Source organism: Marinomonas spartinae (assembly GCF_016461715.1).
Classification (GTDB): domain Bacteria; phylum Pseudomonadota; class Gammaproteobacteria; order Pseudomonadales; family Marinomonadaceae; genus Marinomonas; species Marinomonas spartinae_A.
The window spans coordinates 1-17,259 of record NZ_JAEMUI010000001.1; the positions used below are offsets into that span (position 1 = coordinate 1).

The window sequence follows — 17,259 nt, forward strand, 5'->3', positions numbered from 1 at the left end:
ACTAATTTCGCTTTCTAGTAAAAATGAAAACGATGCTGCAAAAAATTTGTATATTAATGAATCAAGAAAATCTTATGATGAGTTTTCTAAATCATTGGATGATTTGGCAAGTTTTGATACAAAAAAAGCGAATGAAGCCAGTCAATTTGGGGATACTTTATTTGATAAATCCATTTTTGTGCTTAGTATCATATCCTTTGTTATTATTGCTTTTACCCTTAGCATTGGTTTGTATATTACCCGCTCTTTGACACGGCAGATTAATTTAATCCAACAGGCGATGATGTCACTCGCTGGCGGAGACCTGAGTGTTAAATTACCTAATCCAAGTAAGAATGAGTTAGGGATTCTTTCTCGTCACTTTAACACGGCGGTTCAACAGTTTGCTCAAACGGTTAGTCATATACAAAACTCGTCGACTCAGCTTGCAACGACGGCTGAACAATTATCTCTTGTTACGAATGAGACGAGCAAAGACATTCATTTACAGAACGAGCAGTTGGAGATGGCCGCTACCGCTGTGACTGAAATGACCGTTGCTGTAGAGGATGTGGCAGAAAATGCTATTAATACCTCGAAAGAGTCGGATTTAGCTAGAGAGAGAGCGAATGAGGGCAGTGAACAGGTCAAGCTGTCGAGTGAATCTGTTTCATTATTACTTAAAGAATTACAAGACACGAGTAATGGTGTTGATAAGTTAGTAGGGCAAGTCAAAAATATTACCAGCGTGTTGGATGTTATTCGAGAGATAGCGGAACAAACGAATCTTCTGGCACTCAATGCGGCAATTGAGGCGGCTCGGGCTGGAGAGGCAGGCCGAGGATTTGCTGTCGTGGCAGATGAAGTGAGAGCCCTTGCACATAGAACACAGGAATCGACCAAAGAAATTGAATCTATGATCAGTGCCGTTGAATCGGGCACGAATGACACCGTCGTAGCGATTCAAAGTAGTCATGAAAGAGCAAAAGTTACCATGGATGCCGCCAGTCAAACAGGGATTGTGATTCAAAAAATTGTTGAGGCGGTTTTGGTTATTAATGAAAGGAACACTTCTATTGCCAGTTCAACAGAACAGCAAGCCAATGTGGCAAGAGAGGTGGATAGAAACTTGACAACGATTCGTGATATTTCCAATGAAACATCATCAAGGTCAGTTGAAACCAGCGCTTCTAGCCAAGAGTTAGCAAAATTAGCCGAAGAACTAAATCAATTAACCAGTCAATTTAAAATTTAGCTCATTACTGTTACTGAAATGTTTTTAAATACCTTCATCATCCTTTGGGCGATGAAGGTATTTAATATTGGGCTAATTGGATATCAGTCAACCAGTTCGATGTTTAAGCTGTCGAGTAAGCTTAGCGCTTCGAATCGTGAAAATTTAGCATTATCAATATTGTTTTCTAATACATTAATTGAGAAGTTGTAGGATTCCGTTAAGTCAGCCTTATAAAGGTTCGTTTTCATAAATAGGCTATGGCTGAGATCACAATGAATTATAGATGAGTAGGCTAAATTGGCATTTCTAAAGTCTACATCATGCAGTTTACAGTTTAACAAGCTCAGGTCATTGAGGGTTAAATCAAAAAAAGAAGAGTCGTTTAGGATACATTGAGAGAATTTAAGATCAGGGTCAGTTATATAAGGTGGCCAATGGGCTTTTGTCCAAATAACACCCACCAATTTGCTTTCGATAAACTGGCTTTCTAAAAAACGTGAAAAAGGCACTTCAATCAGGCTCAAATTGCAGCGCCTAAAGGTGCAGTTTAAAAATTTGCACTTAGCAAATGTAGAGGAGGAAAAGTCGCAATCATTAAACTCACACTCTTCAAATTCGGACTCTAAAATCGATTCGTCGTTTTGTGTTAGCTTGTTAAAGGCCGTGTCGTAATATTGCTGGTGGCTAGCGATTGGCTTCATAAAGGGCCTACTTGGGCTTTATTCAATAAGAGCATTGTTACTCAAAAACGGGACGAAAGAAACTGCGTTCATAATGGATGATGCATTGGGTGTCTTCAGCGAACTGAAAAGCCGCAATGCAGTCCGCATCCTTCAAGGAATCCTGACGATATTGTTCATAGGTTGCAAGGCTTGGAAAAGTAAATAAGGCTAAGGCGATGTTGTTAGCACCTTCTGATGGCAAGAAGTAACCATTATGTGTACCTCCAAATTTATTGACTAAGGGGATCCACATTTGTGCATATTGCTCGAATTCCGCTAGTTTATTTGGATCAATAACATATCGTATATAGCAAGTAATCATATTTGTTTTCCTATACTTTAATTGTCTAATACAACGGTATTAGGTGATTAGGGCTTAAGGAGTTTTTCTAAATGACACTCATTAAAGTCTGCTAATGAACGAATTTTTAGATGAGAGTTATCGTACTTTGGGTGATCAAAATCCATTTCGGCTGGCACAGCAACGACTTTTAATCCGGCAGCTTTGGCGGCCATAATGCCTGAAGCGGAATCTTCAAAGGCAATGCAGTTAGCGGGATCAACATTCAGTTTCTTGATGGTAGATAGGTACACCGCTGGGTGTGGTTTACCTTCAATTTCACGCTCTGATGAAGAGGTCGCATGGAAGTAATCGGCAATGTCTAAGGTATGTAGGACGACTGGAATGAGACGTGCCGGGGCATTGGTTGATAAACCAATTTTGAACCCTTTATCCTGAAAAAAACGTAAGGTATCCGTTACACCTGCCATTTCTATACCCTGTGTTGAAATACGCTTTTCCACCAGATCCACCACTTCTTGCTCTACCTGTTGTAGGCTTTTCCCTGTCCAGGGGAAATGTTGGTACCAAAATTGCGTCACTTCTTGTGTCGTCATCGAGGCCGTTTGCGCAGAAAGTGATTTATTGACTTTCACTCCAACGGCAGAGAAGACTGTTTGTTCAGCCTCTTTCCACATTGGCTCAGAGTCAATAAGAAGACCGTCCATATCGAAGATAACCGCTTGCATTGTAGTGTCTTTTCCTGAGTGATTTATAGAAGAACGTCTTTATTCAGTGCCTTGCCAAAAAACGGATAATTATGTGTATCATAAAATAGATTCACGTTAATTTCTCGCTAATATCTTTAACGCAATCCCCGCAGCGGCTGTGCGGTTTTCAACCCCCAGTTTGGGAAAGATTTGCTCAAGGTGCTTGTTGACGGTTCGAGGACTCATCTCCAATATTTGCGCGATGTCTCGATTGGTTTTGCCATTGGCAAGCCAGTGGAGCACTTCCGATTCGCGTTCGGTTAAGTCTAACTCTTGTTTGAGCAGATTCGGACCGGTTGGACGGCGACCATCTTCCAGTTTGAGAAGGCGCTCTTGACCGGTTTTGGCACTGATTACTCGGACACTCAGTGGGTAATCTAAGCCTGTTAGAGGTAAGTGGCTGTCTTCATTTGGCTGGTGAGCAAGCCACTGGCTGAGTTGTTCTGCAAAGTCGGTTTGTTGCCATTCGTCGTTGGCTCGGGCTTTGGCGAGCAGGGCATATGTTTGTGGCGTTGCCCACAGAATATGGCCGCTGTCGGAAACCGTCATGAGATGTTGCCCCGTGCTGTCTAGGGCGATCTGTGCACTGTTCGTTAGACGTGCGTTGTTGAGATGTACTTTCATCCGCGCAAGCAGCTCACTGGGTTTTATCGGCTTGGTGAGATAATCCACGCCGCCCACTTCTAGCCCTCGGACGATGTCATCCGTGTCGCTTAAACCCGTCATAAAAATCACTGGAATGCTGGCTAGATTGGCATCAGCTTTGAGGGCTTTGCAGGTTTCGAAGCCATCCATATTGGGCATGATGGCGTCGAGTAGGATGATATCGGGTCGAATCCGTTTGGCGATGGTAAGTGCTTGCTTACCTTCTAGTGCAACGAGTACGTCCATGTTGGCCGCTTCTAGCGTATCGTTTATTAGGCTTAAAGCGTCGGCAGAATCATCCACGACCAAAACGATATCGTTTTTAGTTGGCGTCATGAGGTTTTATCTCCAAAGTCTGCTCATTGCTTGTTATTGAGTCGCTGTTGTTTGCGTCATCATCCAAATCCTGTTTACCCGAAACCATCCCTGTGGCATGAGCTTTTAAATCGTTTACTAGTAGATCAAATTGAAAGGCATTAGAGAAGTTTTCCAAACGCTGAAACATTTCTGCTGGGACGAGTTGACCGTCTTCTATCTGTTTAAGGGTTTGCTTCACGCCTTTTCGATAACCCATTTCGGCAAAGGCAATGAGTTCGCGTATCAAGTCATGATCGGGCAAAGTGGATACAGGTGTGGTGTGTTTTTTAGGTTGCTTTTCAGCTGATTGCTCAATCGAAGAAGGCGATGCATTGTTTTTAAGATCATTGGTTTTAAATGTGCTGGACTTGAGGGCCTCGGTTGTTGGTGTTTGATAGAGCCAGGTTAAATGCAAATGCTGGCCGAGTTTTTCAAGTAGTGTGTGGTTATTAACGGGCTTGATAAGATAATCATCAAAGGCGGCTTTTTCATCCGCTTGACGGTGTTGTTCTTGCGCGTCAGCTGACAGCATGACGATGGGGTTTTTAATGCCACGTTGACGCAATGCTTTGGCGAGTGCTAATCCATTCATGCCTGGCATGGAGACATCGAGTAGAAAGAGATCTGGTGTGATGGACTCCAGTTGAGACAAACAATGCTCGGCATCGTGTGCTTCGTAGGCAATAAAATCTAAAGGCACGAGAATATCCGACAGCAAGCCTCGGACGACGGGATCATCGTCCACCACAAAGATTTTCTTTTGAAAGCCTTGGTAACCAATAATATGTTGCCGTTGCTCACTGTGGGCTTGTTCTTTGTTAATCCACGGCAACATAAGACTGACTTTAAATTGGCTACCAGAACCCACTAGGCTCGTGGCTTGTAGATCTCCTCCCATGATGTCCGTGAGGAGTTTGACGATAGTCAGCCCCAGCCCAGTACCTGGTAGGTTTGCCGTATCCGCATTACGTACTCGCTCGAAGGGATCAAAAATACGATCAAGCTGGTCGGCTGGAATGCCTGCCCCCGTGTCTTTAATGATAAATTCGGCGACTTGGTTGCGGTATCGAATAGCAAAGTCCACCTGACCTTGCTTGGTGTATTTTACGGCGTTAGACAACAGATTGATCAATATTTGTCTTAGGCGTTTCTCATCCACCATGACAGTGGGGGGAAGGGGATCGCGGATGTCCGTGTGGAACAGAACGCCTTTGCTGGTGGCTTGCATGGAAAACATATTATCCAGTTGATCGATCAGAGCGGGCAAATCCACCACGTTGCGATACAAGTCCAACCGACCAGCTTCGATTTTAGAAATATCTAATAACCCTTCGATCAGATCGGCCAGATATTCGCCACTACGCTGGATGATGCCAAGGCCGTGCTGGTGCTGAGGTAAGGAGGCGGATTGATCCGAGAGCAGTTGTGCGTAGCCAATAATAGATTGTAACGGTGTGCGGAGTTCGTGGCTGATTCCGGTTAGATAGCGGCTTTTGGCCGCATTAGAACGTTCTGCTAATTCTTTGGCTGATTGTAGCGCTTGGTCGGTGATTTTATGCGCTTCGATTTCTTTGGTGAGTTTTCGGGTTTGTCGGTTGGATTCTTTTTGTGCCACCACACGGCTTTCATGCGCTAAGAGAAACAGCCAAGACAACACGCCAGAGACGATTAGCAACGTAAAGAAAATCATCCACATGGTTTGTTGTAATAACGCTGCCTCAGACACTGTCTGCGGTGCCATTTGTCGATAAACAAGCGCCATTAAGACGCCATTGAGAATATTGATAACAACCAATAAGGTGACGAATCGGCCAAGTCGGGAATTGATTAAACGGACGACTTTCTTCGGTAGAAACAGTCGTAAGAAATAAATGCTTTGCTCAGCGATTCGCGCTCTGGGTTTGCAACTGTCTAGGCAACGCACGTCGAGAGAGCAACAAAGGGAGCAAATGGGCTGCATATATGCGGAGCAAAAGCTCATATCGGCCACTTCAAATGGATTCTCGCAAATGCCACAGGTTAGGGTATGCGCTTTGCTTGTTTCTGGGGTGGCATTTTCTCGATTAGCGTTTTCGAGATTAATCAATGGAACAAGCTCGGGGGATTGCCTTGCAATGTAATATTTTCCCTTGGTAAGCCAAGCGATTAACGGTACAAAGACAAAACAACTGGCGAGGCTGACAAATTGGCAAAGGGCTTTGGCCGTGTCGCCAAAGACGCCCAAGTAGCTGGCGAAGCCAAGAGTGGTCGCGATCAGCATGGAGCCCGTGCCAACCGGATTAATATCGTATAAGTGAGCGCGTTTGAATTCTACATAGTTGGGACTTAAACCGAGTGGTTTATTGATCAGCAAATCCGCTGCAAGGCTACCAATCCAACTAATGGCGGTAATCGCAAAGACCCCCAGCACTGCCGCTAGCGCTTGGTAAATACCCAGTTCCATCAGCAGTAGGGCAATGGTGACGTTAAACACCAACCAGACAACACGGCCAGGGTGACTATGGGTCAGCCTTGAAAAGAAGTTTGACCAAGCAATGGAACCTGCATAGGCGTTGGTGAGGTTTATTTTCATCTGACAAATAAACACCATGACGGCCGCTAGAATCAGAGCAAGGGCGGGAGAGTTGGTTAAAAACTGAAAAATGCGTTGATACATGTGCGTCGGATCGGCTGCCTCGAAAAAAGGTACGCCATTGGAAAACGCCAAGTAAGCTAGAAAAGAACCGAGCAGCATTTTTAATCCGCCCATAAACACCCAACCAGGGCCAGCCATGATCAGCCAAAACCACCAGCGTTTTTTATTGGCTTGGGTCTTTTCTGGCATAAACCGCAGATAGTCCACTTGCTCGCCAATTTGTCCCATCAGCGCGAAGATCACTGAGGCGGCAGCGCCAAATAGCACAATATTAAAATGCCCACTTTCCGGAAGTTCTGGCACTTGGTAGTGAGTCCAGTCTGAGAAACGATCGTATTCATTGGCGATGACGACAAATAACGCAGTGAATTGCAGTATCAGCCATATCCATTGAGTCATTCCTTGAAAGCGGCTGATTGCGCGAATACCGTGCGCCACAATGGGGATGACAAACACAGCAGACAGGGCATAGCCGATGAAAATGGGAATACCAAACAGAACTTGTAGCGCCGAGGCGAGAATTGCCGCTTCGATGGCAAAGAAAATAAAGGTAAAGGTGGCGTAGATGAGAGAAGTAACGGTGGAGCCTAGGTAGCCAAAGCCTGCTCCACGGGTTAACAAATCAATGTCTAAGCCATGTTTGGCAGAGTAATAGGCAATCGGAAAGCCCGTAATGAAGAACACCAACAAGACGACAAAAATCGCGCTAATAGCATTGGTAAAACCGTAATTGAGGGTAATGGCCGCCGCAATGCCTTCTAAGGCTAAAAACGCTGTCGCACCAAAGGCCGTATTGGCGACGCGTTCAATACTCATGCTGTGGCCTTGCTTGGCGGTATAACGCAAGGCGTAATCTTCTAATGTTTGGTCGGCAACCCACTTATTGTAATGACGTCTTACTTTGAATATTTTTTGGGAAGCGGGCATGGCGATGTTTCTCGTTGTTCTTATGACCGAGTGCAATAAGGTGAGCGCGCTGCGCAAAAAGTGTGCGCTATTGATGTTCGCGCACCAATTAAAGGCATGAGGTTATAGCCTAGCGCCTATACTAAAGGTCTAAGTTGTATCAATACTGGTGCGTGGATATGCGCTATGGGCACAACTTATTTAACAAGCAGGCATCGTGCCATTTTTGACGTGTGTTTCGCATAAAAAAGCGCCTCTTAACAAGAAAGGCGCTTTTTAGTGTTCAATACACACTTAGAACAGGGGCGAAGAGAGGTTAGTCTTGTTTTGGCGCGGCTGGTCTGCGGTTACGACGCGCTGGCGCTAATGGCTTGCTACGCATGCCTTGGCCTGGTGTGACGTCAGCCTTTGGTGAGCTATTGCGGTCATTACGACGCCCGCCATTTTTTCCATTGGTATTGCCTTTTCCACCAGCGTTTGCGGGTTTATTAGCAAAGTTTTGCTTACCACCATTTTGATCGCGGGGCGCTTTTGGTTTTTTCGGTTTGTTGGGCTTGATGGGACGAGTATCAAGTGTGGTGTCCGGCAACATGTGAGTTGGCATAAAGTCATCCACATAACGGCGTTCGATCAATTTTTGTGTTAAACGCTCAATCGCGCGTAGTTGATCCAATTCATCGGCTGCCACAAGGGATATCGCTTGTCCCGTTGCGCCTGCGCGGCCAGTCCGACCAATGCGGTGAACGTAATCTTCTGCAACGTCGGGCAGGTCGAAGTTGATCACGTGGGGCAGTTGTTCAATGTCCAAACCACGAGCGGCAATATCCGTCGCGACTAAGGCGCGAACGCGGCCTTCTTTAAAATCCGATAGGGCGCGGGTACGAGCGCCTTGGCTTTTGTTGCCATGGATGGCACTGGCACGAATACCTGCATCTTCTAGTTGTTTGGTGATTTTATTGGCACCATGCTTGGTTCGAGAGAATACCAGCACTTGTTTCCACTGGCCTTCGGCAATCAGCTCTATCAAAAGTTCCGTTTTTCGTTTTTTATCAACGGGATGAAGCCACTGCTCAACCGAAACTGCGGCAGCATTGCGAGGCGTTACAGAAATCTCAACGGGGTTATTTACCAAGCCTTTGGCAAGCTGACGAATCTCAGGTGAGAAGGTGGCAGAGAACAATAGGTTTTGGCGTTTCTTCGGCAATACCGCAATAATTTTTTTGATATCGTGAATAAAGCCCATGTCCAACATGCGGTCTGCTTCGTCTAATACCAGCACTTCCAGTTTGTCGAATTTCACGGCATTTTGATTGTACAAATCCATCAATCGACCAGGCGTGGCGATGAGAATATCCGCACCACGGCGCAGTGCCATCATTTGTGGATTGATTTTGACACCACCAAATACCACAGTGGAGCGAAGAGACAAATGTTTGCCGTAATCTTGAACGCTGGCTGCAACTTGAGCGGCTAGCTCACGTGTTGGTGTTAGTACCAAGGCGCGAATTTGGTTGCTATTGGCGTTTTGGCCAAGGCTCAAACGCTCTAATAGTGGTAAGGTAAAACCGGCGGTTTTCCCTGTACCTGTTTGGGCTGCTGCCATCACATCTTGCCCTTCCAAAATGGCTGGAATGGCTTGAGCTTGAATCGCAGATGGCTTGGTATAGCCCTGATCTTCAATGGCTTTAAGGATGGGGGCAGAAAGCCCAAGTGTATCGAAACTCATAGATGTACTCATGTTATATCATAGGCGGGAGTCGGGCTTGATTCTCAAGCTCGACAAATTTGAGCGAAGCTTACCCTATATCCGCCTTACATGCTATGAGAGTCCTGTAACAATGAGTTTGCTTGACATACTTGATGAAACATCACGTTGCGGAAAAGTCTCGAGCAAGTATGTCTTTGTTGCTTATAAAAGACGTTTCACATCCACGGAGACCGCTAGCTGTTGTGAGCCTCCGCCCTCGAAGATGACGCCTTGAAGTGGGGTGACGTCTGCATAGTCTCGTCCCCATGCGGTCACGATATGTTTGTCGTTTGGCATGACGTCGTTAGTGGGATCAAATTCAACCCATCCAAGCTCGGGAACGAAGATGGAAAACCATGCATGGGAGGCATCGGCTCCCACTAGTTTCTCTTGTCCTGGTGGCGGTAAGGTTTCTAAGTAGCCGCTCATATAGCGTGCTGGTATGCCCACTGAGCGTAGGCAGCCAATGGCTAAGTGGGCAAAATCCTGACAGACACCACTGCGCTGTTTTAATACCTGTTCAAGTGGTGTTGCGACGGTTGTAGTGGAGGGATCAAACTTAAATTCCGTGAAGATTTTATGAGTGAATTCCAAAGCGGCTTTTATCAGTGGTTTATCATCGCTAAAAGTGCTTTGCGCATAGGCTTTTAGCTCTTCTGAGCGACGAATTTGTGAGGAGTCCATTAAGAATTCTTTTGCCATGCGCATTTGAGGAGTCATGGGCATTTTTAAGTTCGCGCGCAGTTGCCCGCAAGTGGTGGTGTTATTCTGTTGCCATAAGGTGAGATCAATTGGAAAGATCTCAAAGTCACTTAATACATCGATAACCAGCTTTTTATGGGCCTCTTGGATTGAGAAGTAAAAGGTCTGGTTGCCAAAATAATCCTTACCTTCGTTGCGATACACTGGTGGTGGGTTGATTTGTACTCTTTGGTTTAAGCAACGTTGGTTGTGCGTGTCTCGTGGCAACAAATGGGCCATGTTATAGCACAAGCTAACGGGCGCTCCATAGGTGTAGGTGGTGATGTGTCTGACTCGATATCTCATAAGCTGGTTTCCCAATTTGCCATGGAAAGAGGTTGCGGTCCTTCTGTATGGTCAAAATATTTATCGCTGATTAGCACGGTAAATTGCTCAAGTTGTTCTAAAAGTTGCGTCATCAGGCTTTCAAGTTCTGTCCGTGTGTTGGTGGCTCTATCGACCGCTGCTAGGACTTCCAAGTCTGCTAATTGAATATCGGTTAACGATTTTATGACTAAGCGGTTTTCCGGACTGAGACCCGCAGCTGGCACATCGTTACGGGGGAGTTCTTGAATGTACTTACGCAGCTGATCCACTTGATAAATCAAGGATCTTGGATTGGTGCCATCGATCATTAATAAATCGAGCCCATACGCAACCCGTGAACGATTACGATAACGCCGACGGAAAGAAATTAAGGCTTCTACACTTAACAGCACGGATTCGAGTATTTGTTGTTGTTCAGGCTCTGCTAGCGACTTGGTTAAGGCGGCGCGTAATAGCGTAGCAGTTTGGATGGCACGTTCTGTGCGGCGGCCAATTTCTTGAAAAGTCCAGTCCAATCCGCGCAGCATACTTTCGTGGTTTAACCCAGACAGAGCTAACAAGGAGGTGACTAGGCTGTCCAAAGATTCTTCCGGCGCTGAGGGTAAACCATTAGTATACGCACGATCTAACTCGTGAATATGATCGCGCAGTTCGTTGATGATAATTCGCGTGTCCGCTGAGAGCATCTCTTTAACCTGTTCGCCACAATTAAGCATGGCGTGTAGGTTCGCTTTGACCGATCCTGGGCGTTTGCCATCAATGATGATGGAAATCAGCTCTTTGTCTGGATTGGTAATCATCTCATCATCGGCCTTGGTAAAACCTGGCAGACAACCTGTTTGTCGGGAAGCCATTTCCAGTAAGAGGCGACGACTCTCGATGGGGAGTGGATCGATGCCATTCATTTGTTTAAAAAGTGTCCTTAACAGGCGCATGCTGATTTCCGCACGTTCTGCGTAGCGTCCCATCCAGAATAAGTTCTCGACCACACGGCTGGGTAAGTTGGTTTGTACCGCTTCATCGTGCAGAATGGCTTGGTCGTTACTGGCGATCTTATTTGATAGGGGTTGTGTGGACAGCACCCAGGTGTCTTTTGATTTGGACTTGGACAAATTAGAGACGATCATGTCGTCGTGACTCTGGCTGACACGGGACAATCCGCCAGGCATGACGTTATAACCGTCTTGATCAGACATGGTAAACCCGCGAAGCATGGTGGGCGCTGCTTGCAATTGGCCATTATCAAAAATGGGGGAAATAGCGCCAGGAATATAGCTTTGCGCCACATATAAATGGGGGGCTTTTTTGACCTTTTTGATGGCTTCTTGGCATTGTTTTTCGTCTAAGGTATGGCCATAGATGCTTTTGTTATCTGCCCGTCTGCTAATCGGTTTGATAATAAGCTGGTTAATATGGCTGGCAATATACTCCAGATCTATGGGATCACCTGCCCACCAAGTCTGTACGGAAGGTAACGTTAATTGTTGGCCCGTCAAGAATTGACTGATGGCTGGCAAGTATTTTAAGAAAACAGGTGATTCTAATAAGCCACTGCCCAGTGGGTTCGCCAGAACCACGTTACCCGCTCGAGCGACCTCTAATAAACCTGGCACCCCTAATATGGAGTCGGCACGCAGTTCTGCTTGGTCACAGTAGGCATCTTCAACACGGCGAAGAATGACATCAACCCTGGCTAAGCCGTTGAGGGATTTCATCCAGACAGCCCCATTACGAACTGTCAAGTCACTACCCTGAACCAAGGGAAAACCCATATAGTTGGCCAAATAGGCTTGTTCAAAATAGCTACTGCTGTAAGCGCCGGGTGTTAGCACAACAATGCGTGGAGTATCTGTCCAATCGCTGGCAAGTTTCGATAGCATGCCTTTGAATGTCTGGAAAAAATGAGAGATCCGCTGTACCTGATTATCGCGAAACAGAACGGGCAAAATCCGTGAAATAACCGCACGATTTTCCAACGCATACCCTGCACCATTAGGGACTTGGGTGCGATCTCCGATAACATGGAAAAGTCCATTTTTATCCCGAACCAAGTCAACAGCATGCAGTAATAGATCGTGTTGCCCAGGAGTGGTGATGTTATGGCATGGGCGAAGAAAATCAGGGTGTCCAAAAATAATCTCGGCAGGAATTGTGCCGCTTTTGAGCAGTTCCTGCGGGCCATAAAGGTCTTTATAAATTAAGTCAAACAAGGCGGAGCGTTGCTTAAGCCCTGTTTCTATTAGGCTCCAGTCAGCACTTTCGATGATGTTTGGAATCAGATCTAGCTCCCACACGCTAGGCGTGAGGGGGTCACTAGATAAATTATATGTTGCACCATCTTCGCGAAGTATGCGTTGTACACGTCGCTCGCTTTCTATGCGTCCTTCTGGACCCAATTTTTTTACGTTAGCCAATACGTCCTGCCAATGAGGACGTGGTTGACGATCTTCTTTAAAAGCCTCGTCATAAGCATTGATCGGTTGATCGTAGCTGGAAAAAGTTGGCGCCTTAGTGGTGCTAGAAGCATCCACTGTTGGCGCGGTAAGAAGACCTGTCTGAGATTGCATAATACGTTGAGCCTAAGGTAAAAAAATATCAGAGCGTATTATACTGCTTACGCAAGTCTAATGTATGCGGATATTCATTTATTGGTTCTTCCGCAGGTGGGGCCATTGGGCGCGGCTCGTCTCCATTTGGGTAAAAGGAACGTAACGCACTAAAGGCGGGTGGAGGCGACAAGGTGCCTTGAGTGAAGCCATGATCCCAAAAACGGTTGACTCGTCGGGCTTCCGCTTCGTTGCTGTTGACTGGCAAGGTCTCATAAGTCCGGCCACCAGGATGAGAGACATGGTAGGTGCAGCCGCCAACAGATAGACCGTTCCAGGTATCGATCAAGTCAAAGACTAAGGGCGTATCGACACCTAAGGTTGGGTGTAACGCGGAAGGCGGTGCCCATGCTTTATAACGAACAGCCCCGACAAATTCCCCTTTGCGACCTGTAGAGCGAATTGGTACACGACGGCCATTACAGCTGAGCACGTAACGACCTTCAGTCAAACCGGAGAGTTTGACTTGCAAACGTTCAACGGAGGAGTCAACGTAACGTGCGGTGCCTGATCCGGTGATTTCTTCTCCAAGAACATGCCAAGGCTCGATGGCCCAGCGCAATTCTATTTCCACATCATCAATGCGTTTTCGTCCATAATGTGGGAAGCGGAACTCTTCAAAAGGCGCTAGCCATTCCAGTTTGAAAGGGAAACCATGATTTTGTAGATCTTCCACGACTTCTTTGACATCTTGCCAAACAAAGTGCGGCAGCATGAATTTATCGTGTAGGCTGGTACCCCAGCGTACTAATGGTTTTTTGTAAGGTTCCTTCCAGAAGCGTGCCACCAAGCAGCGTAACAACAGCATTTGCACTAATGACATGTGTGGATGGGGCGGCATTTCAAAACCACGAAACTCCAGTAAGCCTTGTCGACCACTGGCAGTACCTGCCGCATAAAGTTTGTCGATACAGAATTCAGAACGGTGAGTGTTGCCTGTGATATCTACCAGCAGGTTGCGCATCAAGCGGTCCACCAACCAAGGTTCTTCGACAAACCCTTCGGGCATATTCTGGAAAGCTATTTCCATTTCGTACAAGGCTTCGTCACGGCCTTCATCTGGGCGCGGTGCTTGGCTGGTTGGGCCAATGAACATCCCTGAGAAAAGGTAAGACAAGCCAGGGTGATGTTGCCAGAAGGTCACTAAACTCTGCAGTAATTCCGGACGACGTAGTAGGGGGCTATCGGCAGGAGTGCGACCACCAAGGGTAACGTGGTTCCCTCCGCCCGTACCCGTGTGCCGCCCATCCAGCATGAACTTCTCTGCGCCAAGTCGAGAAAGGTAGGCTTGGTGGTAGAGTGTTTCCGTATTGTGAACCAATTCTTCCCAGCTGGCGGCAGGATGAATGTTCACTTCAATGACACCTGGATCAGGGGTGATCAAGAATTTTTGTAAACGCGGATCTTTAGGTGGTTCATAGCCTTCGATAACAACCGGTAAATCCAGTGTTTTGGCGACCGCTTCAATGTGCTCAAGTACCTCGACAAAATATTCTAGATGAGTCATAGGAGGCATAAATACATGCAAGCGACCATTGCGCGGTTCAAGACACAGTGTGGTACGAATCACATTTTTCAGTGTTTTTTCCACAGCAGACGGTTTTGCCATAGACACTGTTTGCACTGGCTTTTTAGCGAAATGTTGTTTGGCAACACTGTCTAATACGGGGTTCTCTTTTTTGTTTGCCAACGGTTGGCGAGGGTCAAATGGGTCCCGTTCTGGAATGCGATCTTCTTCTGCCTGAGCCGGTAAAGCATTCAGGGGTAGTCGGTAGCCCATTGGGCTATCACCCGGAATGAGGGTGATCACATCACTGCGCATTGGCCAGCGTGAGCTGTTCCAGCGGTTATTATAGGCATCGAATTCGAGTGGCAGAATATAACCTGTTACGGTACTTAACCCTCGGCTTAGCAGTTTTGCCAGACGGCGGCGTTCTAAATCGTCTTTTAAGTCCGCTTTGGTGGGGTCGGCATCCGCAGGAAGGGATTGTTCCATCCACAAATAGTAGAGTGTGTCTTCATAGGTGCTTTGTAGGTACTGTTTGTCCAACGCGAGCTTGTCGCACAGTAGTTCGCCGAATGCCTGCGCATCAGCGATAGTGTGCTGGTAATCTTTATCGACTCTGGCAAGGTATTTTGGGTCGCCCCATAGTGGCTCACCGTCAGTGCGCCAAAAACACCCAAGGGCCCACCGTGGCACCTCTTCTCCTGGATACCACTTGCCTTGTCCATAATGTAGCAAGCCATTTGCCCCGAACTCTTGCTTCATTCTAAGCAAGAGGTCTTTTGCTAACTTAAGTTTTTCGGCACCTAGCGCACCAGTGTTCCATTGTTCTGAGTCCATATCATCAATGGAGACGAAGGTTGGCTCGCCTCCCATGGTGAGACGAACATCGCCATTTTCCAATTCCTTATCGACCGCATAGCCAAGGGCTTTTATGGTCTCCCATTCCCCTTCTGCATAGGGTTTAGTGACCCGTGGGTCTTCGTGAATGCGTGTGACAATATTGCTGTAGCTGAATTCGCACTCACATTCATCAATAAACCCAGTAATGGGGGCCGCAGAAGCGGGTTCAGGGGTACAAGCTAAGGGAATATGCCCTTCGCCAGCGAATAAGCCCGATGTAGGGTCCAGTCCTACCCAGCCAGCACCGGGTAGATAGACTTCACACCAAGCATGTAAGTCGGTGAAATCTTCTTCAGGCCCGGATGGGCCATCGAGTGCTTTGATGTCGGCGGTGAGCTGTACCAGGTAGCCCGAGGCAAAACGAGCGGCGAGTCCAAGACTGCGTAGAATTTGCACAAGCAACCAAGATGTATCTCGGCATGAGCCTTTTTTTAAGGTGAGTGTTTCTTCACAGGTTTGTACACCCGGTTCGAGACGAATTCCGTAACCGATCTCTCCCGCTAGGCGACTGTTTATGGACACCAGAAAGTCGTTAATCGGGGTATTTTTTCGGTCTACCGTAGAGAGCCATTTGTCCAATAGGGGGCAAGACTCGGTGACTTGTAAATAGGGCTCTAGTTCGCGTTTTAATGCCTTATCGTAGGCAAAAGGGTACTCTTCTGCATAACTTTCCACAAAAAAATCGAACGGGTTGATAACCGTCATATCGGCTATTACTTCAACCATAAATTCCAGTTTGTTGGTCTTTTCTGGGAAGACAAGTCGCGTTTGAAAGTTGCCAAAAGGGTCTTGCTGTATGTTTATAAAATGTTTTTCAGGGAGTACTTTTAACGAATAATCATGAATTTTTGTTCGTGAATGCGCCGCAGGGCGCAAGCGTAATACATGAGGTGACACATTGATAAATCGGTCAAATTCGTAGGTCGTTTTGTGTTGTATCGCGACTCGAATGGTCATGCAGCGTCTCCTTGCCGAAAATGAAACCAGTTCTCGGTAATCTGGTGGTTTATTTCGATAAGATCTAACTGAAAGTCATTAAGGTAGTCATGAAACTTTTCATTCAAATCTTCTGAGCGTTCTATTGGATATTCGTAGCCGTAAAGTTTATCTACCTTAGCAGTAATGATGCCGGAGCGAGGTAATTTAGAGGCCGCTTCACGAATCTGCTCCAGGCAGTATGACAGTGTTCGTGGGAAAAACGGGTCTCGCAGTAAAAAGGTCACGGCTTTGGCTCCATTGATAGAGGTTCGCACTGTGCGGCGATAATCCAAATACGCACTTTGCGATTTTAGCACTTTGGCCCATACCACTTGGCCCAGTCGCACGCTTTCTTCGGCTTCGGATTGCAACATTAAAGATACCGCAGCATCAATGATACGCGTATTCATGTCGGCACGCTCTAAATAACGTCCCATGATAAGAAATTGCCATCCGGAATCTCGAGTCATCGTCCCGGCAAGTAGGCCGATGATTTTTTGACAGCCTTCAATAATGGTGTTGAGAAAGTCGTGACGGCCAGAACGGTTGATGCCCTGCTTGATATTTTGGCGCGCATACATATCCAGCTCGTTGATCAGTTCCCACATTTCCTCTGGTACCACATCACGGGTGGTACGAATATTTTCTCGAACCATTTTCAGCGATGAGAGCATAGAGCTTGCATTGGTATCGTCTGCTAATAAGAATTTTACGACATTACGTTCGTCTTTTACCTTGTAGCGTTGTTCAAATTGTTCGGTGCCACTGTTGATTTCGATGAGGTTATACCATGAAATTTTGATGTCTCTTGGTAAGTCAAAAAGGAGTTCATCGTATACTCTAACTAAGCGGGCGGTGTTTTCGGCACGTTCTAAGTAACGACCAGCCCAAAATAAACGTTCTGCGACTCTGGATAACATAA

The 17,259-nt window shown here is 46.5% G+C and carries 11 protein-coding genes; 1 reads left to right on the forward strand and 10 read right to left on the reverse strand.

From position 1 onward, the window contains the following. The coding region (locus JHD45_RS00005; protein ID WP_199473676.1) for a methyl-accepting chemotaxis protein at positions 1-1,234 on the forward strand (1,234 nt) is incomplete at its 5' end. A gap of 83 nt (positions 1,235-1,317) precedes the next feature. Here the strand turns inward: JHD45_RS00005 and JHD45_RS00010 are convergent. The 10 genes from JHD45_RS00010 to JHD45_RS00055 form a co-directional block, all read right to left on the reverse strand. Beyond that, positions 1,318-1,917: a pentapeptide repeat-containing protein gene (locus JHD45_RS00010; protein ID WP_199473678.1), complete on the reverse strand. Its 600-nt coding sequence runs from the start codon at positions 1,915-1,917 to the stop codon at positions 1,318-1,320. A 37-nt stretch (positions 1,918-1,954) separates the two neighbouring features. Next, entirely contained in the window at positions 1,955-2,260 is a 306-nt protein-coding gene (locus JHD45_RS00015) for an NIPSNAP family protein (protein ID WP_199473680.1), read from the reverse strand. 47 nt (positions 2,261-2,307) lie between these two features. Then, positions 2,308-2,967, reverse strand: coding sequence for a hexitol phosphatase HxpB (gene hxpB / locus JHD45_RS00020; protein ID WP_199473687.1), 660 nt, complete (start codon positions 2,965-2,967; stop codon positions 2,308-2,310). Between the two features lie 96 nt (positions 2,968-3,063). Beyond that, positions 3,064-3,969: a response regulator transcription factor gene (locus JHD45_RS00025; protein WP_199473689.1), complete on the reverse strand. Its 906-nt coding sequence runs from the start codon at positions 3,967-3,969 to the stop codon at positions 3,064-3,066. Further along, positions 3,956-7,552: an ATP-binding protein gene (locus JHD45_RS00030; protein WP_199473691.1), complete on the reverse strand. Its 3,597-nt coding sequence runs from the start codon at positions 7,550-7,552 to the stop codon at positions 3,956-3,958. Before JHD45_RS00030 ends, JHD45_RS00025 begins: the two co-directional genes overlap by 14 nt. 295 nt (positions 7,553-7,847) lie before the next feature. Then, positions 7,848-9,257 (reverse strand): DEAD/DEAH box helicase, encoded by a 1,410-nt coding sequence (locus JHD45_RS00035; RefSeq protein WP_199473705.1) that lies wholly within the window; start codon positions 9,255-9,257, stop codon positions 7,848-7,850. Between the two features lie 183 nt (positions 9,258-9,440). Further along, positions 9,441-10,325: a transglutaminase family protein gene (locus JHD45_RS00040; protein ID WP_199473707.1), complete on the reverse strand. Its 885-nt coding sequence runs from the start codon at positions 10,323-10,325 to the stop codon at positions 9,441-9,443. After that, entirely contained in the window at positions 10,322-12,913 is a 2,592-nt protein-coding gene (locus JHD45_RS00045) for a circularly permuted type 2 ATP-grasp protein (RefSeq protein WP_199473708.1), read from the reverse strand. Before JHD45_RS00045 ends, JHD45_RS00040 begins: the two co-directional genes overlap by 4 nt. 28 nt (positions 12,914-12,941) lie before the next feature. Next, complete coding sequence (locus tag JHD45_RS00050) at positions 12,942-16,316, reverse strand: DUF2126 domain-containing protein (protein WP_199473710.1); 3,375 nt, start codon at positions 16,314-16,316, stop codon at positions 12,942-12,944. Beyond that, positions 16,313-17,257: an alpha-E domain-containing protein gene (locus JHD45_RS00055; protein ID WP_199473712.1), complete on the reverse strand. Its 945-nt coding sequence runs from the start codon at positions 17,255-17,257 to the stop codon at positions 16,313-16,315. Before JHD45_RS00055 ends, JHD45_RS00050 begins: the two co-directional genes overlap by 4 nt. Positions 17,258-17,259 lie beyond the last annotated feature (2 nt).

Coding starts and splice junctions, on each gene's coding strand:
- JHD45_RS00045 (WP_199473708.1), bottom strand. CDS start 12,913: ATGCAATCTCAGACAGGTCTTCTTACCGCGCCAACAGTGGATGCTTCT.
- JHD45_RS00055 (WP_199473712.1), bottom strand. CDS start 17,257: ATGTTATCCAGAGTCGCAGAACGTTTATTTTGGGCTGGTCGTTACTTA.
- JHD45_RS00030 (WP_199473691.1), bottom strand. CDS start 7,552: ATGCCCGCTTCCCAAAAAATATTCAAAGTAAGACGTCATTACAATAAG.
- JHD45_RS00040 (WP_199473707.1), bottom strand. CDS start 10,325: ATGAGATATCGAGTCAGACACATCACCACCTACACCTATGGAGCGCCC.
- JHD45_RS00015 (WP_199473680.1), bottom strand. CDS start 2,260: ATGATTACTTGCTATATACGATATGTTATTGATCCAAATAAACTAGCG.
- JHD45_RS00035 (WP_199473705.1), bottom strand. CDS start 9,257: ATGAGTTTCGATACACTTGGGCTTTCTGCCCCCATCCTTAAAGCCATT.
- hxpB (WP_199473687.1), bottom strand. CDS start 2,967: ATGCAAGCGGTTATCTTCGATATGGACGGTCTTCTTATTGACTCTGAG.
- JHD45_RS00025 (WP_199473689.1), bottom strand. CDS start 3,969: ATGACGCCAACTAAAAACGATATCGTTTTGGTCGTGGATGATTCTGCC.
- JHD45_RS00010 (WP_199473678.1), bottom strand. CDS start 1,917: ATGAAGCCAATCGCTAGCCACCAGCAATATTACGACACGGCCTTTAAC.
- JHD45_RS00050 (WP_199473710.1), bottom strand. CDS start 16,316: ATGACCATTCGAGTCGCGATACAACACAAAACGACCTACGAATTTGAC.